Annotated in this window: 15 protein-coding genes; 9 read left to right on the top strand and 6 right to left on the bottom strand. The window is 44.7% G+C overall.

What is annotated here, in order from left to right; all coding sequences use genetic code 11:
- Positions 1-331 precede the first annotated feature (331 nt).
- Positions 332-979 carry a M23 family metallopeptidase gene (locus RID53_RS15845; protein ID WP_446389015.1) on the bottom strand — a complete coding sequence of 216 codons (648 nt, stop codon included), beginning with the start codon at positions 977-979 and terminating at the stop codon, positions 332-334.
- 373 nt (positions 980-1,352) lie between these two features.
- On the opposite strand from RID53_RS15845, the gene RID53_RS15840 reads away from it, so the two are divergent.
- The 7 genes from RID53_RS15840 to RID53_RS15810 all read left to right on the top strand — a co-directional run bounded on the left by RID53_RS15840 (position 1,353) and on the right by RID53_RS15810 (position 11,022).
- Positions 1,353-1,826 (top strand): hypothetical protein, encoded by a 474-nt coding sequence (locus RID53_RS15840; RefSeq protein ID WP_446389014.1) that lies wholly within the window; start codon positions 1,353-1,355, stop codon positions 1,824-1,826.
- Between the two features lie 42 nt (positions 1,827-1,868).
- Positions 1,869-2,981: a cobalt-precorrin-5B (C(1))-methyltransferase CbiD gene (gene cbiD, locus RID53_RS15835; RefSeq protein ID WP_446389013.1), complete on the top strand. Its 1,113-nt coding sequence runs from the start codon at positions 1,869-1,871 to the stop codon at positions 2,979-2,981.
- A gap of 126 nt (positions 2,982-3,107) precedes the next feature.
- Positions 3,108-4,736, top strand: a complete 1,629-nt coding sequence (gene guaA, locus RID53_RS15830) for a glutamine-hydrolyzing GMP synthase (protein WP_446389012.1) — start codon at positions 3,108-3,110, stop codon at positions 4,734-4,736.
- Positions 4,737-5,349: 613 nt separating this feature from the next.
- Positions 5,350-5,871, top strand: coding sequence for a TM2 domain-containing protein (locus tag RID53_RS15825; RefSeq protein WP_446389011.1), 522 nt, complete (start codon positions 5,350-5,352; stop codon positions 5,869-5,871).
- A 22-nt stretch (positions 5,872-5,893) separates the two neighbouring features.
- The gene (locus RID53_RS15820) at positions 5,894-6,298 is read left to right on the top strand and encodes a ribosomal maturation YjgA family protein (RefSeq protein WP_446389010.1); all 405 of its coding nucleotides are present in this window, start codon (positions 5,894-5,896) and stop codon (positions 6,296-6,298) included.
- Between the two features lie 82 nt (positions 6,299-6,380).
- Positions 6,381-6,752 carry a hypothetical protein gene (locus RID53_RS15815; RefSeq protein WP_071777275.1) on the top strand — a complete coding sequence of 124 codons (372 nt, stop codon included), beginning with the start codon at positions 6,381-6,383 and terminating at the stop codon, positions 6,750-6,752.
- Positions 6,753-7,659: 907 nt separating this feature from the next.
- Positions 7,660-11,022, top strand: a complete 3,363-nt coding sequence (locus RID53_RS15810; protein ID WP_446389009.1) for a tetratricopeptide repeat protein — start codon at positions 7,660-7,662, stop codon at positions 11,020-11,022.
- A gap of 338 nt (positions 11,023-11,360) precedes the next feature.
- On the opposite strand, the gene RID53_RS15805 is transcribed toward RID53_RS15810, so the two are convergent.
- From RID53_RS15805 to RID53_RS15795, 3 genes are all read right to left on the bottom strand, one after another.
- Positions 11,361-17,147 carry an AAA family ATPase gene (locus RID53_RS15805; RefSeq protein WP_446389008.1) on the bottom strand — a complete coding sequence of 1,929 codons (5,787 nt, stop codon included), beginning with the start codon at positions 17,145-17,147 and terminating at the stop codon, positions 11,361-11,363.
- A gap of 122 nt (positions 17,148-17,269) precedes the next feature.
- Positions 17,270-18,682: an adenylate/guanylate cyclase domain-containing protein gene (locus RID53_RS15800; protein ID WP_446389007.1), complete on the bottom strand. Its 1,413-nt coding sequence runs from the start codon at positions 18,680-18,682 to the stop codon at positions 17,270-17,272.
- Between the two features lie 120 nt (positions 18,683-18,802).
- Positions 18,803-18,988: a hypothetical protein gene (locus tag RID53_RS15795; protein WP_446389006.1), complete on the bottom strand. Its 186-nt coding sequence runs from the start codon at positions 18,986-18,988 to the stop codon at positions 18,803-18,805.
- Positions 18,989-19,201: 213 nt separating this feature from the next.
- Between RID53_RS15795 and RID53_RS15790 the strand changes: the two genes are divergently transcribed.
- Positions 19,202-20,491, top strand: coding sequence for a DUF389 domain-containing protein (locus RID53_RS15790; protein ID WP_446389005.1), 1,290 nt, complete (start codon positions 19,202-19,204; stop codon positions 20,489-20,491).
- Positions 20,475-21,278: a hypothetical protein gene (locus RID53_RS15785; protein WP_446389004.1), complete on the top strand. Its 804-nt coding sequence runs from the start codon at positions 20,475-20,477 to the stop codon at positions 21,276-21,278. The genes RID53_RS15790 and RID53_RS15785 overlap by 17 nt, the downstream gene beginning before the upstream one ends.
- 340 nt (positions 21,279-21,618) lie before the next feature.
- Here RID53_RS15785 and RID53_RS15780 read toward each other — a convergent pair whose 3' ends face one another.
- Positions 21,619-22,908: a serine/threonine protein kinase gene (locus RID53_RS15780; protein WP_446389003.1), complete on the bottom strand. Its 1,290-nt coding sequence runs from the start codon at positions 22,906-22,908 to the stop codon at positions 21,619-21,621.
- A 104-nt stretch (positions 22,909-23,012) separates the two neighbouring features.
- Positions 23,013-25,469, bottom strand: a complete 2,457-nt coding sequence (locus RID53_RS15775) for an ankyrin repeat domain-containing protein (RefSeq protein WP_446389002.1) — start codon at positions 25,467-25,469, stop codon at positions 23,013-23,015.
- Between the last annotated feature and the right edge of the window lie 187 nt (positions 25,470-25,656).

The following is a 25,656-nucleotide window of genomic DNA, read 5'->3' as shown; positions in this document are numbered from 1 at the left end:
ACTTCGCACTTCAACTTGAAGCACAAAAAACTACATACCTGTATAAAGGCAAAAAATCCGAAAAATTAAACTCTTGAATATCTTTTAAAGAAACAGTAATTGAGGAGTATATACTCTCCTTGCGAAGATTTACAGCAGTTTGCTCTGCTAGGCGGTACATTGTCGATCCCCCTAAATCCCCCTTAAAAAGGGGGACTTTGATCTACTGTACTTTATATGCGAGCTAAAGATGAAATAGTTACGAGTGGGTTACATTAGGGAATTCAGCTTTTGAAGGCAGATATCAGCGAATTGCCCGAACAGTTAAAGTCCACTACAGCAATAACGCTCCTTATTTTGATGCTGTTTGCCGTCGGTACATTTCCCGGAGAACTAAGGCGGGGTCGATATAGTTGTCGGCGTACTTTAATCCCCAATGCAAATGAGGACCCGTGGTGCGCCCGGTCATTCCTACACGACCAATTCGGGCGCCAGTGGGTATCTGTTGACCTTTCCAGATTTGAATCCCGCCACTGCGATCGCTCAAATACATACCTTGGTTATCTGTTTCCACATGACCTTTGAGGTGACAGTAGATATGCTTCCACTCACCGGATTGGATGGTGATAGAGGTGCCACAGGCGGTATTATCGGACAGGGATACCACCTGACCTGCCCACCAGTTGCGAATGTAACTGCCTTCGGGTGCGGCGATGTCTAAGCCGCGATGAAATTCTGTACCTGATCCACGGGGAGAACGACGGTAGCCGTAGGGAGAGGTATAAGCCTGAAAATTCTCAACGGGAAACGAACCTCCTTGCCAATAGGTGTTGGTGTTGGTCGTTATCTGAGTAGGAATAACCTCTGAGGCGGTAACTCGGTGTTGGGTGATGACTCCCCAGAGGATAAAACTGATTAAACTTAGTCCAGCGAACAGGAGAAACCGTTTTACGGTTGTCTTGTGTTTATTGTGTCCTCGGCGTGGAAATACTCCTGACATTTCCTCACTCCTCGATGGGATGAATTTTCCAAGTGGTTAGCTTCGCTACCTTAACATGAATGGTACTGACTGGCATGGTGGTGGGTTGAGCGAAGTCGAAACCCACCCTAGGGTATATCAATGGTTTCGGCGATCTTAAAAGGCTTCAGTTAGCTGCCATTCACCTTAACATTTCCCAGCCTGAGATAGGTAGATCAGCATCGACTTTTTTCGTAGAACATGGGACTATTTGCTGAGGCAGATGCCTCATGGAAAAAGCTATGATGGATTTTGGCGTGGTAACGATTCCGACATCCAGTGAGACGCCTGAAAATTTTGATGGTGATTTCTACCTTCTCTCGATGTCTTTCATCCTTTATATTTCATACTTCAGATGACAGCGACGGTCAAAATTCAGCCTTCTGGCTTCTGCGTTCGGTATCCTAAAACCTCCTGGCGAGTCACATTCGTTGAGGAAGCGTCCGGGAAGTTCCGGTTTTCACTGATTGGATCTGATTTTAAGTTTGAACCCAGAGATCGCTACCGCTACCCTTCTCATGATGATGCTAAACGCGCTGCTGTTTGCTTTCTAGAGTTGATGAAACGGTTAGCTCGTTCCCGGATGCGCTTAAGCGTGCTAGCTGAGATTGGTCTTTTGAAATTCCCCCAACAACAGCATCGGGGTTATAAAGTGTGGTTGGTAGTAGACCGCGCCCGTTATTCCTGGGAAGCCACTCGACGAGATGGTCTTTGTATTCGATCGCAACGCTGGTACAAGCGACCGGAAACCGCGTTATCTAAAGCACAGCAGCATATTGACTGCGAGTATGCCAAGTCTCAGATTCGGGATGTTATTGGCTGGGTTTAGCGTCTTATTTAAGGCTCCAAGTGCAGAATCTAATGATCTACCATGTCAATAAGATCTGGATATACTCTACCCGTCTTTGCTTGTGCTTCCGCTATTGCGGCGTTGCAGTGGTTGCGCCAAGCTAAACCCCTAGATACCGTATCTGTAGATTTAATTGAACCTCAAGAAACGGCAGAAATTCCGATTGAGCAAGTCGCCGGAATTCACCCAGGAATGGCGTTGGCAATTACCCGCAGTGATCCGGGGGATAACATTGATCTAACCCGAAATACTCCGATTTGGGCAGTTGTGGAATGGGGACAATCTGAGCAAAGCGAACGGGTACAGATAGTCGGCGGTGAAGGAATTGGGCGACAATTAAATGCCGCAGGAAAAGCGGCAATTTATGGCTATGCTGAGACGTTATTAGAAAAGAATCTCAGTCGCTTACTTGCTCCCGATGAGAAAATTCAGGTGACAATTATTTTACCCGAAGGACGCAAACTGGCAGAACGGACATCGAATGCTGCATTTGGTGTGCTAGAAGGATTATCATTGTTGGGAACGACAGGTATTTCTCAACCGTTAAGCGCTCCTGATCAACTGCAAGCTTATCGCGAACAACTGCAAATTAAAGCCCTCTGTTTTGATTGTTTAGTCTTCTGTGTGGGAGAAAATGGGTTAAGTTTGGCGCGACAGATGGGAATTAATCCCGAACAATTAGTTAAAACGGCAAATTGGCTCGGTCCCTTATTAGTGGCGGCGGGATTGCAGGAAATCCCCGGACTTTTATTATTCGGGTATCATGGTAAGCTGATTAAGTTAGCGGGAGGCATTTTTCACACCCATCATCACTTAGCCGATGGACGCTTAGAAATTCTCACCGCTCATGGCGCTCAAGTGGGATTACCCACGCCGATTTTACAGGCAGTTTTTACCAGTCCCACCACCGAAGCCGCGCTAACCTATTTGCGGCAATTGGATGCTAAGGAGGGGAGTGATTGGGTGAATCAGATTTATAGGGCGATCGCGTCTACGATAGATAAACGTAGCCAAGACTATATTTATAAGCATAGCCAGCAAGAAGTACGAGTCGGTTCCCTGTTATTTGATCGCAACCGCCAAGTCATCGTCACTAGCCCCACGGGAGCCACATTACTGTCGCAATTATGTTAAGTTGGTAAGAATATCTATAAAGCTTGGCTCCATCGGTTAAACCAATAGATTCTCGCTGATCAGTAGCAGACTTGCTCAGCGAGATATATCCTTATCTTACTCAAATTGCGCTTACAGGACAAAGCAGTGACTAGACCAACAGGAAACGCATCTCAACCAGTAGAGATATTACCCACAACCACTCTACAAAACCAGTTACATCGCCAGATGATTGTGATTCTGGATTTTGGCTCTCAATATTCAGAACTCATCGCTCGTCGTATCCGCGAAACTCAGGTTTATTCGGAAGTTATCTCCTATCGCACCAGCGCTGAAAAACTCCGACAACTGAGTCCCAAAGGAATTATTCTATCGGGAGGTCCGAATTCCGTCTACGATGAGGCGGCGCCTCAGTGTGATCCCGAAATTTTGCATCTAGGTATCCCTATCTTGGGGGTTTGCTATGGGATGCAGTTAATGGTACAGCAACTAGGTGGGAAAGTAACTCGCTCTCAACGGGGAGAGTATGGCAAAGCCTCGCTGCATATCGATGATCCCACGGACTTGTTGACGAACGTGGAAGAAAACTCAACTATGTGGATGAGTCATGCAGATTCCTGTCAGGAATTGCCAGACGGCTTTGAAGTCCTAGCCCATACCGATAATACTCCTTGCGCCGCGATCGCGGATCACCAGAAGCAGCTCTATGGGGTGCAGTTTCACCCGGAAGTCGTGCATTCGGTTGGGGGTATCGCGTTAATTCGCAATTTTGTTTATCACATCTGCGACTGCGAACCCACTTGGACGACGGAAGCCTTTGTCGAGGAAGCCATTCGCGAAATTCGCGCCAAGGTGGGAGATAAACGAGTATTGCTGGCTCTGTCTGGAGGTGTGGATTCCTCAACCCTAGCCTTCTTATTACATAAGGCGATTGGCGACCAATTGACCTGTATGTTTATTGACCAAGGCTTCATGCGAAAACTGGAGCCAGAACGGTTGCTGAAGCTGTTTCAGGATGAATTTCATATTCCTGTAGAATATGTTAACGCCCGCGATCGCTTCCTAGCTCGTCTGGAAGGGGTGACTGATCCCGAAGAAAAGCGTCGCCGGATTGGTCATGAGTTTATTCGTGTCTTTGAAGAACAATCCAAAATCCTGGGTCCTTTTGACTATTTGGCTCAGGGTACGCTTTACCCCGATGTGATTGAGTCGGCGGATACTAATGTTGATCCCAAAACCGGGGAACGGGTGGCGGTGAAAATTAAGAGTCATCATAATGTCGGGGGTTTACCTAAAGACTTGCGTTTTAAGCTGGTTGAACCCTTACGGAAACTCTTCAAAGATGAAGTTCGCAAAGTGGGACGTTCCATTGGTTTACCCGAAGAAATTGTTCGACGTCATCCCTTCCCCGGACCCGGATTAGCGATTCGGATTATTGGCGAAGTCACCGCAGAACGACTGAATATTCTGCGCGATGCGGATTTGATTGTTCGCCAGGAAATTAATCGCCACGGACTTTATAAAGAACTTTGGCAAGCGTTTGCTGTTTTACTCCCGATTCGCAGTGTTGGGGTAATGGGGGATCAGCGCACGTATGCCTATCCGATTGTACTGCGTTTGGTCAGTAGTGAAGATGGGATGACGGCGGATTGGTCGCGAGTTCCTTACGATTTACTCGAACTCATTTCTAATCGGATTGTGAATGAAGTTAAGGGCGTGAATCGGGTGGCTTACGATATTACCTCTAAGCCACCGGGAACCATTGAGTGGGAATAGGGATTTAGGGAAGCTGGGGGAGTTAATCAGTTATCAGTGAGCAGTTAAGTAGGTGGGGACAATTAAAGTTAACGGTGGAGATCGTCATTCGTCATTCGTCATTCGTCGTTTAAACTTTAATATCAATAACGGCGAAAACCTTGTAGTGCGAGCATCTTGCTCGCTACTAATACCCAATTTAAATGCATGACAGCTTATCTGTTATCAGGAGATGGGGGAGATGAGGGAGATGGGTAAGTGAACTGAAAACTCTACCTTAACTGTTCCCTGTTCCCTGTGACACACCGAGCGTGTTACCGAGCGTGTTACTGAGCGAAGCGTTCGACTGAGCGCTCACGCCGAAGTCCGAAGTAAGTCGAGGTAAGTCGAGGTGTTCCCTCTCCTCACCACAACACTTGTTCAGCAACCCCGATATAGTGAAACCCGTCCCTACATTTGTCAATACTTAAAACGTTTCGCTCAAAGTTTGGCGATAATGAAAGAAAGCGTGTAAAGAACCACAGGACAACTTACAGTGGCTGGCTTTACGTTAATCACGCTGGAGTTTAAGCCGATGCAGCCTGTGACCGGGAAAGAGCGCTTTAGCTAAACCAAACCAAGAGGAGGATTGGCAATGGAGATAAATAGACGTGAGGGGAGTTATTTGTTGTGGTTCGGCTTTCTGTTTGGATTTGCCGGATTGCACCGTTTCTACAATGGTAAGATTGGCACAGGTTTGTTGTGGTTTTGTACGGGGGGATTATTTGGGGTTGGTCAATTCATTGACCTGTTTCTAATTCCCGGCATGGTAGAAGAACATTATCTCAAATATGGGAAGCGCGATCGCATCGCTGGAGAAGCAACGGTTTCTGGTTCACCCACATTAGTCCAGCCTTATCATGCTCCTGCTACTTTAAACCATGACTCCTTTGTTGTTCAATTAGTGAAAGCGGCTGAAGCGAGAGGCGGTAAATTGTCCGTGACTCAGGGGGTTGTCGATACGGGACGAGGGTTTGCGGAAGTAGAAGCGACGTTGAACGATTTGGTCAAGTCCGGGTATGTGAATATTGACAATGACCCCGATACAGGCGTTGTCGTTTATGCGTTTCCAGAATTAGAGTTGAGTGCTAATCCTGAGTTAAAGCCATGGGTGTAGAGAGGTTGACCACTATCCTATTTTGAAATATCGCATTATCCTGCTCATCAGCATTATCCTCATTGCTCCTTTGGGGTATGCGGTGCGGTTTTACGCACCTGCACCGGAATGGCTGAATGACCGACTGGGTAGCTTTGCTTATGAGATTTTCTGGATTCTCTTGGTTGGACTTTTCTTTCCCCAAGCGTCTCCCCTGTGGACAGCGGTAGGCGTCTGTATAGTTACTTGTCTGCTGGAGGTTCTGCAACTATGGCAACCTCCATTTTTGCAAGCCATTCGAGCCACGTTACTGGGTCGGGTTATCTTGGGGAATACCTTTACCTGGTCAGATTTCCCCGCTTATTTTATCGGCAGTTTCCTGGGTTGGACCTGGATGCGATCGGCTTGGGTCTACTCACGTCGGTCACATCGCCAAAGTAAATCATAACTCAATAACTCAATACGTCACCGCTTCAAGGCTGGACAGTGTACAATCTGGCTGTATCGGACTTATATGCTGGGAGTGCTTTGTGTATTATCTTCACGAACCGCCTTATTTATTGTTAGTGATGGGTTTATTGGCTGGGATTACCTGTGGTGCGGCGTTTGAAGCCACACTGAAACAAAAGGTACAGGAATGGTCAAAAAACCGTTCCTCTCGCAGTCTGGCTCAAATGCAAGGATTGCCATTATTCATCCCATTCCTAGGAATTTCCGCCGGAATTTGTGTATTTCTGGCGGCTGGGCTAGAAATTTTTAGCTTTCCCACATTCCTGGCTTACACCATTTCCCTACCCCTAACTCTATTCATTGGCTGGTTAGTGTGGTATCAGTTGGGTAAACTTTTAGGACAGCTAGAACGAGGTGGCTCAAAAGCCATAGACCTCGACGCCTGGGAATAGTCCGGCTCTCGTTCCCAGACGCGCCATGGCGCGTCTCTACACCCCCACCATTGGTGTCAACTTAAGCTCTTGCCAGAACGCAATACCTTGAGTTTTCTTTACGTTGACACCAATGCACGTCTGCACGGGCAAATTGAGTTCAAAAGCGCCATTAAATCAAGGGCGGGTTTTGTTGTTCAGTTATTGTTAAGCCACCCAATTTAGTCTCTAAACCCGCCCCTACAATAGATGGATATTTTTTACATTAGTGCCGTAGGGTGGGTTAGGCGGCATTTAATAGAAGCGAATAACCATTCAATTAAGTGTCCAACCTAACCCACCGATGTTCAGGTGAGGAATTTTTAAAAGTTTGTAGTTTGTCGTAAGGGATGCGAGCCTATCTTTGCTTAAATTACAGATTCCTTGAACAAATTGAGTTCAAAAGCGCCATTAAATAAAGGGCGGGTTTTGTTGTTCAGTTATCGTTAAGCCACCCAATTTAGTCCCTAAACCCGCCCCTACATTCTTGCTCCCCTCTCCCCAGAGTGGGAGAGGGGTTGGGGGTGAGGGGTTTCTTTAACTGAAAACGCATAACCTCAGTGCGCCCTTTATTTAATGATGTGCGCCCTTTATTTAATGACGTGCGCCCTTTTTTAAGCCATTTTTTGCCGGATGATTAGTTATTCGCCTCAGAACATCGGTGGGTTACGGCGGACAGATGATTAAATGGTTTCTGTTTCAGTTTGAAAGCCCGCCTAACCCACCCTACGCGGTTGATAATTGTTTCCAGGATAAACATCAGGACACACGTTGGCAATTAGGGCGCACGTCGGTGCGCCCCTACGTGGATTTTGTTTTATCATTTCTAGAGATAAACTGAATGAATCATCTCGACTTTGTACTGGATTGAACAAGGGAGACGACTAGGATGCTAAACCGGGATACTCGACCTACTCTACTCTTCATGGTAGAACTATCTCTAGACCAGCGCAGCGGAAGTAACTCTCCAGTTAAAAAAGGTGCAAAATCTTACGGTATAAGCTTTCTGCCCTCCTGCCTTCTGCCTTCTGCCTCCTGCCTTCTTGCACTAGCTACCTTATCCCTATCTATCCCTACAATCGCCCTGAGTCAATCACCGCCTCCGTCTCCTATCCCTCATCCTCCATCCCTTATCGCCAATGAAGCCGATGACTTAGCCGAAGCCGAACGACTCAAGCAACAGGTTGAACAACTTTACCATCAAGGTCAATATAGTGAAGCGATTCCCTTAGCCGAACGGATGCTAACCCTTTATCAGAACCTCTATGGAGAGGAACATCCTGATATTGCTGATAGTTTAACGTATTTAGGAATTCTGTATCGAAGTCAAGGACGCTACTCGGAAGCTGAACCCTTGTTTCGCCAAGTCTTAGTGATGATAAAACGTCTCTATGGAGAGGAACATCCTGATATCGCCACTAGCTTAAATAATCTGGCATTACTCTACCAAAATCAAGGACGCTACTCGGAAGCTGAACCCTTGTTTCGCCAAGCTTTAGCAATGAGAAAAAGACTCTTAGGAGAGGAACATCCTCAGATTGCCACTAGCTTGAATCATCTAGCATTACTCTACCAAAATCAAGGACGCTACTCGGAAGCCGAACCCCTCTTTCGCCAAGCTTTAGAGATGAGAAAACGCCTCCTGGGACAGAATCATCCTGATGTGGCAACCTCCCTAAATAATCTGGCATTATTGTACCAAAATCAAGGACGCTACAGTGAAGCCGAACCTCTCTATCGCCAAGCCTTAGAGATGAGAAAACGCCTCCTGGGACAGAATCATCCTGATGTGGCAACTTCCCTGAATAATCTGGCATTATTGTACCAAAATCAAGGACGCTACAGTGAAGCTGAACCCCTCTTTCGTCAAGCTTTAGAGATGAAAAAACGCCTCCTAGGAGAGGATCATCCTTGGGTGGCAACCTCCCTGAATAATCTGGCATTATTGTACCAAAATCAAGGACGCTACTCGGAAGCTGAACCTTTGTTTCGCCAAGCTTTAGCGATGAGAAAACGCCTCTTGGGACAGAATCATCCTGATGTAGCAACTTCCCTGAATAATCTGGCAGCATTGTACCGAAATCAAGGACGCTACAGTGAAGCCGAACCTCTCTATCGCCAAGCCTTAGAGATGAGAAAACGTCTCCTGGGACAAGAACATCCTGATGTAGCACAATCCCTACATAATCTGGCAGTATTGTACGATACTCAAGGACGCTACAGTGAAGCCGAATCTCTCTATCGCCAAGCCTTAGAGATGTTTAAACGTCTCCTGGGACAGGATCATCCTGATGTGGCAACTTCCCTGGCTAGTCTAGCAGCATTGTACCGAAATCAAGGACGCTACTCTGAAGCTGAATCTCTCTATCGCCAAGCCTTAGAGATGTTTAAACGTCTCCTGGGACAGGATCATCCTGATGTGGCAACTTCCCTGAATAATCTGGCATTATTGTACCGAAATCAAGGACGCTACACAGAAGCCGAACCCCTATTTCGCCAATCTTTAGAGATAATAAAACGCCTCATGGGGGAGGATCATCCTCGTGTCGCCATGAGCTTATATAATCTAGCTGTTCTCTACTCTCAACTCGGTGACATTGATAATACCCTCACTGTCCTCCAAGAAGGATTAAATATCGAAGAATATAACCTCACTGCTAATCTCGCCGCTGGTTCTAATCGCCAGAAACGAGATTACTTACAAACGCTTTCTGGAAGCACCAATTTTGCTCCTTCCTTTCATCTCAATTCTGCCCCGAATAATCCCCAAGCCGCTAACTTAGCCCTAACGACGATCTTCCGACGCAAAGGACGCATCTTAGATGTATCAACGAATACCCTGCAACGCCTACGTCAAAACCTGACCCCAGAAAATCAGGCGTTATTAGCTGAACTTGCGGATACCTATCGACAACTGACGAACCTAATTTATAAAACATCAGAAAACGATATAACTTTACCTCCAGAAGACTACCGCATTCAACTCGCCTCCCTAGAACAACAAGCGCAACAATTGGAAAATCAACTCTCTCGTCAAAGTGAACAATTCCGGATTGAATCCCAACCCGTCACCATCGAAACTATTCAACAATTAATCCCTGAAGATACCGTATTAGTGGAACTGGTACGCTATTATCATCAAGGTGAACCCCGCTATGCAGCTTACATTCTATCCTCCCAAGGAACCCCTGAAGCCATTGACTTAGGCGCAGCGGCGATAATTGATCAAAAAGTTGCAGATTTTCGCCAACTTTTCCAAAATGGTAACCAAATTCCGATTCCCCTAATTAAACAATCTGCCCGTGCATTGGATACTGTTCTCATGGAACCCGTGCGAGAACGAATGGGTAACAATCGCCATATCCTCATTGCTCCCGATGGGACGCTTAATTTAATTCCGTTTGAAGTTCTCGTTGATGAAAATAACCGCTATTTAATTGAAACCTATTCATTCTCTTATTTAACCTCTGGACGAGATTTACTCCGACTACAAACCTCCTTTCCCAGTCAACAGCCACCTGTGTTAATTGCTGACCCCTATTTTCAGCGTCCCGGTGAAGTGATTCAGCCTCGCGGTAAAGCAATGACGCCGCTATCTGAGATGATTCCCTTAATTGACTTATCCCAAAAAACCTTTACTCCCCTCCCTGGAACCGCCGAGGAAGTTGAGGCAATTGGTCAATTATTAGAGGTTACTCCACTCACAGGTTCTCTGGCAACAGAAAACGTTGTAAAACAGGTAAATCGTCCCTCTATTTTACATATTGCCACTCATGGTTTCTTGGAAACAAATCCTGAAAGTGAAACCGTACAAACTCTCCGAGAAAATTATCCCTTACTGCTATCGGGATTAGTGCTTGCTGGCTTCCGCGTGGGTGGGAGTGGCGACGAAGATGGGATTCTCACCGCCCAGGAAATGTCACTATTAAATTTGATGGGGACAAAACTGGTCGTTTTATCGGCTGTCGATACCGGATTAGGACATATCGAAACCGGAGAAGGAATCTATGGATTTCGGCGGGCGTTAGTTTTAGCAGGTTCAGAAAGTCAAGTCACCAGTTTATGGAAAATATCGGATGCGGCGACCGTCGATTTAATGGTGAAGTATTATCAGAAATTGCAGGACAATCAGGGACGGACTGAGGCGTTGCGTCAGTCACAATTAGAGATGTTAAACTCTGAAGCGTATCAACATCCTTATTATTGGGCGGCGTTTATTTTATCGGGAGATTGGACACCGATGGAGCGGTGATTTTAATAATGTATTTTACCGTAGGGGCGCACCGACGTGCGCCCTTTATTCAATGATGTGCGCCCTTTATGTAAAACCCGCCCTTTATTTAGGGTCTGCTGAATAAGTATTTGAGTAGGAGTTCAGGAGTTCAGGAGTTCAGGAGTTCAGGAGTTCAGGAGGAAAGAACAAAACGGTAGTGCGTTAAGCGAAGCCATGCCGCAGGCTTTGCGTCTCGCTCGCTATGATGCTAGGTTTTTCACAAATCTTATCTTATTTTCTTGCACTCCCTCAGCCGGAAAACTCCTGAGAGTCCTTTATTAAATATAAGGGTTTTCGACTTGTGCAGCAAGCCCTATTTAAACCCCACACCCCCGAATCCGATTCAGATAAAGTTGAGCCACTCTATCCCTAGGACTCAACCGTAAAACCTCTTCAAACCCTTGTGCGGCTTGCTCAAAAACCTGGAGATGATAGAACGATAACGCCTCAGTAAACAGTTGCAATGTTGCCAACTTCCCCGCTTTTATCTCCGGAGAATCCGCATCAAAGACTTCATAAACTGTGACTAATTCCGCTTTTCCCTTAACCTGTACCTGACCAATTAAACGAATCGCATAGTCAGTGGGATGCTGTAATCCTAAGAACGTATGATGGGAAATTAACAACGACACGCCATACTCTTTCGTCAATCCTTCCACACGAGACGCCAAATTCACCGCATCACTGATTACCGTCGTATCCATGCGATTGCATCCGCCAACTGTCCCCAACATCAAGGAACCCGTATTAATCCCTATGCCGATTCTCAGGGGACTATCACCCTGATTTTGGCGTTCTTGATTATACTCTCTCAGTCGATGCAACATGGCAATTCCGGCGTTCACCGCATCATTAACCTCACCGCCAAAGAGTGCCATAATCCCATCGCCAATATACTTATCGATAAACCCTTGATTATCCACAATCGTCGGTTCCATACATTGTAAATAAGAATTAATCAATTTGAAATTATCATCCGGTGTGATTGTTTCCGAGAGTTGGGTAAAATCCCGAATATCAGAAAATAACACTGACATTTCCTTCTGCACCTGATCCCCAACTTGTACCTCCACAATACTGTCCTTATCCAAAAACTGGAGAAATTGACGCGGCACAAACCGGGAAAATGCCAGATTCAGTTGAGAGAGTTTTTGGGTAAATCGTTCGTGTTCAGCCTCAGCTTGGCGACGTTCGGTAATATCTTGAAAGGCGACAATTGCATAGATAACATTCCCCTGTTCATCAAAAATAGGTGTTCCCCACGCTTCGATGGGAACAATTTTATCGCCCTGGTGAATTTCAATATCATCCGCTGTCGTATATTCACCACGCAATGCTCTGACTACAGGCAATTTATGATTAGGATAAGGTTGATCAGTCCCAGCGATATAGCTTTGATACATCTCAGAAATTTCATCGGGGTTGAGATCGGATATAATTCCTTGCCCCAGTAAGTCTTTCGCTCGTTGGTTCAGGTAGTAGGTTTTGCCACTTTGATCGATAACGGCTAACCCCACAGGGATAGCTTCTAAAAATTGAGTTAGTCTACTTTCATTGCTGCGAATTTTGGCGTAGAGTTTAGCATTTTCAATTGATATTGTGGCTTGAGAGGATAAGAGTTTCAGCAGTTCTAGTCGGTCTGAGGTAAAAGCCCCCGTGGTTAAATGATTTTCCAAATAAATCAGTCCCGATAGTTTCCCTTGATTGATCAATGGACTACACAAAATCGACTTAGACTGATTTTGGATCACATAGAGATCCTGGGTAAATTTACCCTGATTCATGGCATCATGTAAGACAACGGTTTCTTGGGTACGCGCTACATAATTAATAATACTTGTTGCCACAGCGGGACTATTTTCTACTGGAATAGACTGTAACACCTTAACCGTCTCCTGATTCACCGCCGCCTCCGCTTCAATCAGTAGTTGTCCCTGAGTAGACAGAATCAAATAGCCTTGAGTTGCACCTGCATTTTCAATCAGAATTTGCATGAACTTTGCCAGCAATTGATCCAAAAGGATTTCTCCTGATAACGCTTGGGAGGCTTTCAGAACACTGGTCAAATCTAAGCGAGACGAATCACTCCCATTAGAGGTTTGAATAAAGGGATTGACGCCGGAGGTGTCCCTGTCGGCTGAACGGAAATTTGACCGCCGTTCAATTAACTGAGAATGGCGTTCTTCTAAGTCCCTAACTTTAGCGTTTGCGCCCCAGCGACTATAGCAATAATGCGCTTTAGTCATATACGTTTGAGCAATTTCTACTCGATTGAGACTGAGATAAAATTCGGCGGCGCGTTCATAAGCTAAGGCTTCTTCTTGGATATACCCATGTTCTCTTGCGCCCTGAATCGCGTGATCATAATCGTCCATTGCCTTGAGGAAGTCTCCTAAAATTCGCGCTTTCTCTGCTGCCACTAAATCATACTTATGCTGATAGTTCATCGGGGCATAATTCGCCCAATGTTGCATCTTTTCTTGATTGGCAATGACTTGATTTAAATACTGTTCTTGTTCAGAGGGTTCTACCGTTGGATACTGTGCCAAAAGGATGAGTGAATTGTAGAACAGATGAATCGCATAAACGATTAATCCCTGGGCTGATCCGGCAAATGCCTCAGTCTGATGGGTTGCGGAAATCGCTAAATTCACCTCTTTAAATAAATAACTGAGGATTTCTTTGGCTAAATAGGCAAAAAAGAGTAAGGTATGATTATTAGTTTGGTGTAAGTAGGGCAGAGTTTCCTGTTCATCAAAGCTATCCCCCTGCAATTGCACCACTGACTCGACTTCTCCAATTAAGTTCAAGCAGAGTTGTCGCCAGAGTTGGGTTAAATAAAGGGAAAATGTATGGTTTATTTGAGAGAGTGATTTAATATAGTGTTTATGTTTTTTTTCGACAACATCCAGGGGAGTACCAATAAAAAACGAATAGGTACAATCATTGGTCATGCAATACCCCGCATATTCTAAATCCCCGGTTTCCAATCCAGATTGAATTGCCGATCGCAAGGGAATTAAGGTATCCTTAGCATGGGCTTTCCAGTGGTGGATATAGACGTTAAACAGGTGCAGCACTTTACACTTAAGTGCCTTTGCCTCTAATTGATCTAAAAGTCTCAGCGCCAACTCCCCGGCGTAATAGCCTTCCTCTATTTTCCCCAACATTCCACACAGAAGTAATCCATACACTGAATAGGCGTAAGTAGACTCTGGTAAAAGTCCATAGGTTTGACAAAGATTGACCATGGTTAAGATTACCTGAAACAAGAGTTCTGGCTTGGCTAAATAGGTCGCTGATGCCACGGTAACCAGTATTCTCATTGCCGCTTTTTTCTGCGGATCAGTCATTTTGGGAAAGTCGTCCAAGTCGGTGAGCGAGGGTAACTCAACTTGTCTGTTTTCCGCGTTAGACTCGACTAAAAAAACATCCAGCATTTCCAGAGTTTCTAAGCCAATATCAATCGCCTGAAGTAGCTGATTTTCGGCGATACTAATCTGCATCATCAGCTCATAGACTTTGACGCGATCGCTCAATGTATTAGCTTGGTCTAAAATAACCGTTCCTAACTGTTTTGCCTCGGCAAACTCTCCTCGTAAATAAGCAGTTTCTGCGGCTTTATAATAGAGTTTTACTGTTAAATCATGCTGAAGCTGCCAGCTATCGGTGGCTAACAAATTCAATCCTGTATTTAAATAATTAGCCGCCGATTCATAAGCAGTGGCGGCTTTGGCTTTTTGTCCAGCTAAGAGATTCAATTGAGCCAGTTCATCTCGCTCAGACTGATGCGTAATTAATGGGATACCCACATTTAACTGATTAACAATATCAAAGAGTTTCTCGTCCTGCTTTTCTGGGGGAGTTGTTTTCAGCATAAACTGACCAATTTGCAGGTGAATAGCAGGTTGATCAGGTTCAGAAATTAACGAATAGGCAGCTTGTTGAATTCGGTCATGAATAAATCGGTATGAAGGATTAATCGTGACACTGATTGGTGACGTTAAAGAAGAGGAATTGTCATTCGGATCATTGTCAGTGAAATAACTAGACGTAGTAAATACAGCGGCTTGAATAAATTTGTAATCTTCACCCAGAGGAATAATCAGTCCTGCTTGAACCGCCTCCCATAAGTCAATGGCAGTTTCTAATCGTGATTTATCATAAATAGCGGCTAACATGGTTAAATCAAAGACATTACCAATCCCAGCCGCAAGCTGTAAACTTGTTTGGGTATTTTCCGATAACCTTTGCAGTTTTTGGGCGATAAATTCAACAACGTTATCAGATACCGTTTGCGCTGCAATATCTTGAATATCCCACTGCCACGAACCCGAATCAAAATCAAACTTAAGTAACCCTTGGTTATAAATAGAGGTTAAGAACTGGCTAGCAAAAAAAGGATTGCCTTGAGTTTTGTTCCAAACCAATTCTGCCAGGGATTTTACCGCCTCTAAAGAACAATCCAGCGCATCGGCAATTAGCTGATTGAGGTGGATTAACGCTAAAGGGCTGAGATTAATTTGATTAACTGCCACACCCAGATTAGGACTCTTATCCAGCAACCTATTTAACGGATGAAGCGGGTTAATTTCGTTATCCCGATAGGCAGCAATAATTAAAAGATAACGACTATCTATATCAGTCAGTAACCGTTCCAATAAATCTACAGACGCAGAATCTGCCCATTGCAAATCATCCAAGAAAATAACTAGAGGATGTTCTGCTTGAGCAAACACCTGGATAAACTGAGCAAACAATCGATTAAAGCGATTTTGTGCTTCTGTCGCCGGAAGTTCCGCTACAGGAGGCTGTTGACCGATAATCAGCTCAAGTTTAGGAATAACGTCAATAATAACTTGACCATTAATACCAAATGCCTCTAAAATTTGAGAACGCCAATCAGCAATTTTGGCTTCACTTTCGGTTAAAAATTGTCCGATTAAGTCAGAGAAGGCTTGCACCAAAGACGCGAAGGGGCGATTCTGTTTAAATTGGTCAAATTTACCAACGATAAAATAGCCCCGTTCTTGGACAATGGGTTGATGAAGTTCCTGAACTAATACCGATTTGCCAATCCCGGCGAAACCAGATACGAGCATTAATTCTTTGCCCCCCTTAGCCACACGGTTAAAGGCAGCGAATAAGATGGCTAATTCAGCATCTCTACCATAGATTTTTTGAGGAACTTGGAATTTTTCACTGACATCATTTTCGCCAAGGGGAAAGGGTTCGATAAAGCCATTTGCCTCTAATTGCATCAGACAAATCACTAAATCTGCTTGAATTCCCAAGGCACTTTTATAGCGTTCGTCTGCTGTTTTCGCGAGGAGTTTAAGCACAATGTCTGAAACCGCCTGGGGTATCTCCCCCACTCCCTTACCTTCCTGCATCTGTTTACTCCCGCCTAAAAGATGGGGAGGTGTGGGATATTTTGCCAGATGGCAATGCACTAACTCCATCGCATCTTGAGCCTCAAAGGGGAGGTTTCCGGTCAACAATTCATAAAAGGTGACACCCAGCGAGTAAAAATCTGTGCGATAATCCACATATCGGTTCATTCTGCCCGTTTGTTCCGGGGAGATATAGGCTAAAGTCCCTTCGATAACATTGGGGTTTTTCAGAGTCGGATTTTCCCGACTCAAAACACTGGCAATGCCAAAATCAATGAGTTTAATTTTTCCGGTTTGGGGATGGTAAACAATATTGCTAGGGTTAATATCTTTATGGATAATATTAGCGGCGTGGATTTGATTTAAACTCTCAGTTATTTTAATCGCGATATCTAGAAACTCAGCCAAAGTCAGTGGATGGTGATTAAGCAATAGCTGTAAAGAATCGCCACCAAAATCCTCGAATATAATAACTACGTTGTTTTGATACTGTTCTAAGCGATAGGCTTTGACGACGCCTGCCAAATTGAGACGGCGGGTAATCTGATATTCCTGCTTATATTGGCGAATCTCTTCCGGTGTAGGATAATGAGTATTCAGGCGTTTGAGGATAACCGCTTGCTGATCCGCTTGGCGAATTCCTCGATAGACAATCGATTGAGTGCTTTCATAAATTTGGCATAAAATCTGATAACCGCGAATATTAAACATAGATGTGATTTAAGGGAACAGGGAATAGGGAAGCACAATCAGGCATATAAACTGTTAAAATCAATCATTTTATAGGAATTAAAAATCCTCGATACTTATTTTTCATCCATTTGCCTTGCTTTCTACCTGCTTAAACAGCGTAACTGATAAATTCGAGCCACGCTATCCCTGGGGTTTTGCTGCAAGCACTGTTCAAACAGACTGGCGGCTACGTCAAGCTTACCCAGATTGTAAAATAACAGGGCTTGTTCAAAAGTAGTTTTAGTGACTAACTTAGCCTGTCGCATTTCCGGTTCATCGGCATCAAAGACTTCATAAACACTCACCGCCTCAGATTTCCCCTTAACCTTAACTCTATCAATCACGCGAAAATTATAATCATTGGCATTATTGAGCTGGCAAAAGGTGTGGTGAGAAATCAACAACGGTACACCATAAGCTTTAGTTAATCCTTCCATCCGAGACGCTAAATTCACGGTATCACTAATCACTGTACTATCCATGCGCGATGCACCACCGACTGTCCCCAACATCAACAAGCCAGTGTTAATCCCAATCCCAATTTTAATCGGCGTATAGCCAAAATTGGCACGATGACTATTATAATCAGCCAGCCGATGCAACATGGTAATTCCTGCCTTGAGAGCATCATCGGCACTACCGCTAAAGAGTGCCATCATGGCATCACCAATGTATTTATCAATAAACCCCTGGTTATCAATAATTGCCGATTCCATACGACTAAAATAGGAATTAATAAATTTAAAATTATCGTCCGGGTTCATTTGTTCCGAAAGGGTGGTAAAATTGCGAATGTCCGAAAATAACACCGACATTTCTTTCTGAACCTGATCGCCCAATTGCACATCAACAATACTGTCTTTCTCCAACAACTGGAGAAATTGGCGGGGGACAAAGCGGGATAGGGCTTGATTGAGGGCAAACAGATCCGTGGTAAACTGAAGGCGTTCTGCTTCAGCTTTTTTACGTTCGGTGATGTCTTGAAACGCCGCGATCGCAAAAATAATAGTCCCGTCTTGATCAAATATCGGTGTTCCCCAAACTTCTAAGGGAATCACCTGATCTCCGTGGCGGATTTCTAAGTCATCAGCCGTGGCAGTTTCACCCTGAAGCGCTCGCACAATCGGCAACTGATTAAAGGGATAAAGTTGGTTGGTTCCGGCGCGATAAATGTGATAAACGTTAGCTAATTTTTCCGCCTTGACTCCCAGAGGGATGCTATGTCGGGTTAACTGTTTTCCCTTGCGATTAATATAGTACAGACAGCCTTGATAATCCAGTACCGCCACACCCACGGGCATGGCTTCCAGAAATTGTAAGAGTCGTTTTTCACTATCGCGTACTGCTTGAATTGCCTGATTATGCAACTGGGCGGTAACGGTATCCGAATGTTCCGTTGTCATCTCCAGCAGAATTTGCAAATCCGCATTTTCCTGCTTCAGGGCGGCGATTTCCTGACGCAGACTAGCATTCTCCAAAATGAGCTGCTCTAGGGAGGGGTGTTCAGGTTGCATAGGTGCGATCGGTTGTTTAAGGGCAAGCTATAGTTTTCATATCAATGCCTTTAGCCTTATTTCGGAAAAAATGTCATTTGTCATTTGTCATTCGTCCTTTGTCATTGGTAAAGGGCGGGTTTAGTTACATCTGGGTATAACCGAAAAGATAGTAGTGAAACCCGCCCCTACATAATTTTCTCCATCTCCCTCATCTCCCTCATCTTCCCCATCTCCCCCATCTTCCCCATCTCCCCCATCTCCCCTCCACACCTCCGCCCTAACATCTTTCCGATGAGGGAAGTCAAAATGTATTGGGCGTATCACGCTTAAATGGAATGGCACTGACTTAAAATTCAGCCCTGAACTAAAGTTCGGGCTAAAAGCTCAAACCCGTTAAAACGGGTTAAATACTTACCTAGTAGGCTTTAGCTCACTTGAGCTTTGACAAGGAAATTCATGTCTTGGCTATACAAGTCAGCAATATTCCTCTTAAGCGTGCCATTCCTCTTAAATGACAGGTAACTATGGGAGGATGAGGTGCGCCAACTGTTAATTCAAGTGCCACGAGGACAAGGGGATAAGGTTCTCGATATGGCTAAAGCTCATCAGGGGACGAATCTGGCGCGGTTTGAGGCGTCTGATACTGAGGAACCAATAGATTTTGTAATTACTTATGTTCCCAATCGTCAGGTTGAGCAGTTGCTAGAAGCCTTAGATACTCTGCCTGACTTGCATGTGACAATAGTGCCTCGAGGGATGATGCCCCTCAAACCGCCCCCGTCAGAAGCCCCGCAACAAGTGAAAGAGGTGGAGTTACGCAGCCCCCTAGAGATATTTTTAGCTGGGTTGCAGAGTGTTGGGTCTTGGACAGGATTTCTGGGGTATGCGGCTTGTGCAGGTGTGGTGGTTTGGATTGGGTTGTTTACCAATACCATTTATCTACTCACCGCCGCGATGCTGATTGCACCCTTTGCAGGACCAGCGATGAATACCGCGATCGCAACGGCACGAGGCGATTTATACTTACTTAAGCGTAGTGTCATCCGCTATGGTGCAGGGATTGCCGTGACTGTGCTGGTGGCAGGGATTTTGAGTGTGATTATGCAACAACAAGCCCCAACCAGTCTGATGATGGCGAGTTTTAAGGTATCATCAGTTACGATTCTCCTCCCCCTCATTGCCGGAACAGCAGGCGCGTTGAATCTCATCCAATCGGAACGCAGTAGTCTGGTGTCCGGAGCCGCCGTTGGTGTGTTAGTCGCCGCATCCTTAGCCCCAGCCGCCGGATTAGTGGGAATGGCAGCCGCGATCGCACGCTGGGATATGGTGGTGAATAGTCTGTTTCTCCTCGTGCTTCAGTTAGCCGGGATTAATTTTTCTGGCGCGATTGTCTTCCGTCTGGTGGGGCTTTCCGCCACGGGCGCTCGCTATAACCGGGGCAAGCGGTGGTTGTTTCCTGTGGGGTTGGGGATTGGGGCGGTGATCATGGCAGGGTTGTTAACCGCCCAACTTTGGCAGGAACCCACTTTACAGCGAACCTCACTTGAACAGCGTACCTCAACGGAGATTCAGCAGGTGGTGCAGGAGAGTGATTTGGCAAAACTGGTGCAGTCGAATGTGCAGTTTACGCGGACGAAAATTGAGGGGCAAAATACACTACTGACGATAGTTTATGTGCAGCGTAATCCGGAGGTAACGGCTTCTACGGAAACGATTCAGACACAGTTAACTGAAGCGATTCAAACTCATTTATTAGAACAGGATTTTAATGTTACCCCCTTAGTCCAGGTGACTGTGTTGGAATTGCCAGATGTTTCAAGAAAATAGGAGAATGGGTGTACAACGATTATTCGCGATCGCAGACGCTTCAGTATTGAACGAATCATCAACCACACTGCTAGCATTAATCTTCGCCATACTCCTGGCGATTGTCCATCTATTCGGGGGAAAAATGCGCTTTCTCGATGTGATTCCTCGCAGTCAGTGGTTATCATTCGCTGGGGGAGCATCGGTGGCGTATGTTTTTGTGCATTTATTGCCAGAACTCAATCAGGGACAGCGAACTATTGAACAGACAGAAGGATTGGCGATCGCGTTTTTGGAAAGCCACGTTTATTTAGTCGCACTTCTGGGATTAACGGTATTCTATGGCTTAGAACATCTGGTTACAGTATACCGACAAAATCAGCACAAACTTAGCGGTATCCTCTCTCAAGGAATCTTTTGGTTACATATTGGCTCATTTTCCCTTTATAACCTGTTAATTGGTTATCTACTGATTCATCGGGAGGAACCGGGATTAGAGGGTCTCTTATTCTTTTTTATCGCCATGGCGTTGCACTTTTTTGTCAATGACTATGGATTGCGGGATCATCACAAAGACGCCTATCATCGGGTAGGGCGCTGGGTTTTAGCGGGTGCGATTTTATGTGGTTGGGCGATTGGACAAGCTACGGAAATCTCTCCAGCCGCTTTAGCGGTGCTGTTTGCGTTTCTGGGTGGGGGAATTATCCTGAATGTGATTAAAGAAGAATTACCCGAAGAACGGCAAAGTCGCTTTTGGGCATTTGCTTTGGGTGCAACTGTCTACGCTGGATTGCTTATTTTGGGTTAGATCTTTTAGCCAGAACTTTAGTTCTTGGCTTTTAAAAATTGGGAGCATCCCATTTTGGCACGTTGACTCTTGTAAGGAGGCTGAACCCCTGGTAAATTCGTTACTTTGGGTAATGCTTTATCCCCAACTGAATGCTCCCTAAAAATTAAGATAAAATCCCCAAAAACTCAGTTATTTCTCTCACCAGCCACTTTTGCTCTGAGCGACTGAGTGCTATACCTAGCCAATGCTTGCGTCGATGCGACTGTAGCGAACACACGGTTATCGTTTTTCTGAGTAACGGTAACTTTATTTTGTCTAAGTTTATGGGATTGATATCACTGATACTTCCCCGAAAATTTCAGTAGCATAAACCTAGCATCCATCGTTTTATTTGAAAGCGGTTTGGCGTTAGTTCAATCCAAGTGCGAGATGTCGCTTTAATTAAAAAGCTGGCTATACTAAATAGCCCGATTAAACCATAGATAATTAAAAATAAAATCCCCAAAATCAGAAACACAACACATCCTGTTAACACCCAGTTGTAAAGAGTTGTTAGAAATATCACATCCGGATGATTGTTGAGTCGAATCGTTTTATAAAGCTCACCATAAAAAGATGGCACAGCGATAGAGTTAACCAGAAGCAAACCAATCATATCCCATAGAAGCAACGGTAAAATGGGTTTAATTATCCGAGTCAATCGCCTGAGTAAACGAAAGCGATCGCGCTGTCGCCCTATGGGTTTAATTTCTAGAATTAATCTGTGCGGCGTCTTGAGTAATGCTATCCGCTGTTGCGGCGATTGGTAAAAAAGTTGTCCTATATTTTGCCTTAGTTTCTGTTTCCCTTGCAAGACAGATAAGGCATCTTTCGCATTAGCAAAACGATAGGCGATCGCCGGATCGAGGATTCGCTCTAACCAATCAGCAAAATCGGGTGAAATTTGCACATTAGAACGGAACTTAATCTTTAGCTGATGCTGAGGAAAATCGGCGGGAGATTGTCCGGTTAATAAAAATAGTAATGTTGCCCCTAATCCATACAAATCCGTGGATAATACAGCTTGACCTCGATATTGTTCGGGAGCCATATAGCCGAATGTTCCCACTATCGTACTACCTCCGGTTACGGTGTGACGATAGGTATCGGAAACAGTCCCAAAATCTACGAGAAAGACTTCTCCGTTTTTACTCAGAATGATATTTTGTGGCTTAATATCACGATGAATAATCGCTGGGGTAAATTGTTGTAAGTAAACCAGTATCTTTAAGACTTCGATGGCTAAACGTTTAACAGTAGCCTCCTTCGGTTTCCAGCCCATTTCCACTAATTCAGCTAACGACTTTCCTGGAGCGAGTTGCTGAACTAAATAGAAATCACGAGTTTCAACTGTATCCACCTGAAAATAGGCTAAATACTTGGGAATTGCGGGATGATTGAGTTGCGCGATAGTTTGGGCTTCTCGCTTAAACAAGTCTAAGGTTTTCCAGTCGCTTATTTGATACAGAGATAGGGATTTTATTGCAACGATTTGACCCGTTTTTAAGTCTTCAGCTTTATAGGTTCTTCCCATACCGCCTTGTCCTAAAACATTGAGGATGCGATATCGTTGAGCTATGATGTTTTGACGAGAATAGAGTTGTTGCATTTTCATTAACGGTATCTATAAAACCTCTCTCCAAACCTCTCTCCTGCAAGGAGAGAGGCTTTGAATTCTCTCCCATGGAACCAAAAGCGAAGCATCCTTTAAGTCTAGGGAATCGCACCATAATCTTCGAGTAATTGTTTGATATACTTTTCTTTAGCCAGTTGTAGAGGAGTTTCACCGTAAAAATTCATCACATTAACCTCTGCGCCTCTAGCAAGTAACTGCACGACTAATTTCGACCAGTTATTTCTGACGGCTTTATGCAGCGGAGTGTCACCATTAATATCTGTCGCATTAATATCAGCACCTGAATTAACTAAAAATAAGGCAATATCCTGTAATCCTGTACGATGCAGGGGTGTTTTGCCCTCTCCATCAGGAACATTGATTTCTGCTCCTTTTTGAATCAGAAGTTTAACAGCGTCTAAGTTATTCCAAGCGGCGACATGAAGGGGACTAGAGAATTGATTATTTGGCATATTCACGTATGCACCGTTAGCAATCAATAGTTTGATTACATCCAGATCATTATTTCCTTTAAAATCGTCATGAGTTTGATTTGCGATCGCGACATGTAGCGGGGTGTTTCCTTGATTATTCCTGATGTTAACATTTGCTCCCTTAGAAATCAGTAACGCCACCCAATCTGGCTTAAGCAAAGAAGCCGCGTTATGAAGCGGTGTATTCCCCCAATTATCTTGGGCATTACTATCAGCATTATTATTGAGTAATAACTCGATAATCGTAGTATTGTCTGCTTGATGTAATGGCGTTTCTCCTTGGTTATCCTGGGCATTACTATTTGCACCTTTAGCCAGCAAAAACTCAACTAGCTCGGTTTTGTCATTCTGTACTGCTTGATGAAGTGGTGTTTCCCCATCACGATTTCTGGCATTAATATCAGCAATTAGAAGTGCTGCAATTTCAGGAGAAGGGGCAAAATGCAACGGCGTATTATCCTGAGAATCTTTAGCGACAATATTGGCTCCCCTTTGCAGCAAAAACTCGATCATCTGCTGAGAACCGATTTTACTTGCCTGATGCAGAAGAGTCCCAGTGGAATGATAGTCTGTATTAATCTCATCTGCCTCAATTTTTGCACCATTTTCAATTAAAACAGCGGCAATTTCAGGAGAATGTGCTAGATGCAATGGCGTGCGATTCGTTCGGTCATCTTTGGCATTCACATCAGCGCCGTTATCAATTAATAATTGGGCAATTTCAGCAGAACGGGCAACGTGTAAAGGAGTCAGTTCAGTAAGCCAAATTTTCATTAAGCTGTTCCAGGAATTAATTGAAAACGATTGTGTAGGAGGATTCAGTAATCGATCTCGGTACAATTGACTTTTGGCATGAATATCAGCACCGTTAGCAATAAGTAACGCCGCAATGTCACGCGATCGCGCATAATGGAGAGGAGTCCAACCATACTGATCTGTGGCATTCACATCCGCACCAGCATTAATCAATATCTGTGCCACTTCTGGTGAACCTACCCAGTGTAAGGGGGTTGTATAGTCTCCATTTCTGGCATTTACCTCTAACCCGTTTTTGAGATACTGCTGAATCGTGGTACTATCTCCCTGTTCGGCGGCTTTATAAACCTGGGGCGGTGTTAGTCTAAGCGTGCTAAGGATTGGATATTTAAACGTATTAATTCCTAAAATAATACTAGCTAAAAGTCCCACCGATACCAGAGGTTTCCAGAATACTGGCTTCGGCTTAACGGGTTTAAGTTTAACAACAACTCGCTGATTTTGTAACTCAGCCAGGGCGGTTTCAGCACAAGCGAAGCGGTAATTTAAATCCGGTTCCAGCATTGTCTCCAACCAATCAGCAAAGGCTTCCGATAGTTGCATCCGAAAACACCGGGAATCTGTCGTCAGATGATTGACAGGTAAATCAGCGGGAGAACAATGAGTGAGTAAAAATAACAACGTTGCGCCTAACCCATACAAATCGGTAGCTGGAACCGCTTGTCCCAGGAATTGTTCGGGTGCCATATAGCCAAAGGTTCCTACCACAGTATGACTTCTAGCTAAGGTACTGTAATAGGTAGTTTGCACCGCACCAAAATCCACAAGCATTATCCGCCCATCATCGCCTCGGATGATATTATCGGGTTTAATATCTCGGTGAATTACAGGGGGTGTTTGCTGATGTAAATAAACCAGAATGTTTAAGACTTGAATAGCAATTTGGCGAATTTCTGTTTCCTTCCCCCGCCACCCGTTTTGTACCGATTCGGCTAGTGAGCGTCCGGGGGCAAATTGTTGGATAATATAGAACGTGCGATCGCTTGATGTATCTTGATAGAAATAATCCAGATATCGAGGAATCCCCGGATGATTCAGTTGAGCCAACACCTGCGCTTCTCGTTCAAACTGTTCAATGGCTTTCCAATCAGTAATCTGGCGCAGTGACAAGGCTTTCAGGACAACTCGTTTTCCAGTTTCCCCATCTTCGCCCAGATAGGTGATACCGCTTCCACTCTCTGCCAAGGGTGCTAAAATACGATAACGTTGAGCGATCGTCTCCTCTGGCGCTTGTAGTTGTTCCATAGCCGTGTAATCTGTAACCGGATTGCTGGTGTCGTTGCCTTTGTTGCTATATGACTCACTCTATTCAGAGTATGCCCAAATTTGTTGCCAATTCTGTCACCCTCAGCAAATTTTATAGCCGTAGACACATCGATTAGGACTTTCCGAACTGTTGTAGAGACGTTCCGCCGGAACGTCTCTACTAAAT

Source organism: Coleofasciculus sp. B1-GNL1-01 (genome assembly GCF_040220235.1).
Lineage (GTDB): Bacteria > Cyanobacteriota > Cyanobacteriia > Cyanobacteriales > Coleofasciculaceae > Coleofasciculus.
This window is presented reverse-complemented; position numbering and strand designations above follow the sequence as displayed.

Bases quoted from the DNA above. Each gene is read 5' to 3' on its own strand.
- RID53_RS15845 (WP_446389015.1), bottom strand. From the start codon at position 979: ATGTCAGGAGTATTTCCACGCCGAGGACACAATAAACACAAGACAACC.
- RID53_RS15840 (WP_446389014.1), top strand. From the start codon at position 1,353: ATGACAGCGACGGTCAAAATTCAGCCTTCTGGCTTCTGCGTTCGGTAT.
- cbiD (WP_446389013.1), top strand. From the start codon at position 1,869: ATGTCAATAAGATCTGGATATACTCTACCCGTCTTTGCTTGTGCTTCC.
- RID53_RS15825 (WP_446389011.1), top strand. From the start codon at position 5,350: ATGGAGATAAATAGACGTGAGGGGAGTTATTTGTTGTGGTTCGGCTTT.
- RID53_RS15810 (WP_446389009.1), top strand. From the start codon at position 7,660: ATGCTAAACCGGGATACTCGACCTACTCTACTCTTCATGGTAGAACTA.
- RID53_RS15805 (WP_446389008.1), bottom strand. From the start codon at position 17,147: ATGTTTAATATTCGCGGTTATCAGATTTTATGCCAAATTTATGAAAGC.
- RID53_RS15800 (WP_446389007.1), bottom strand. From the start codon at position 18,682: ATGCAACCTGAACACCCCTCCCTAGAGCAGCTCATTTTGGAGAATGCT.
- RID53_RS15785 (WP_446389004.1), top strand. From the start codon at position 20,475: ATGTTTCAAGAAAATAGGAGAATGGGTGTACAACGATTATTCGCGATC.
- RID53_RS15780 (WP_446389003.1), bottom strand. From the start codon at position 22,908: ATGCAACAACTCTATTCTCGTCAAAACATCATAGCTCAACGATATCGC.
- RID53_RS15775 (WP_446389002.1), bottom strand. From the start codon at position 25,469: ATGGAACAACTACAAGCGCCAGAGGAGACGATCGCTCAACGTTATCGT.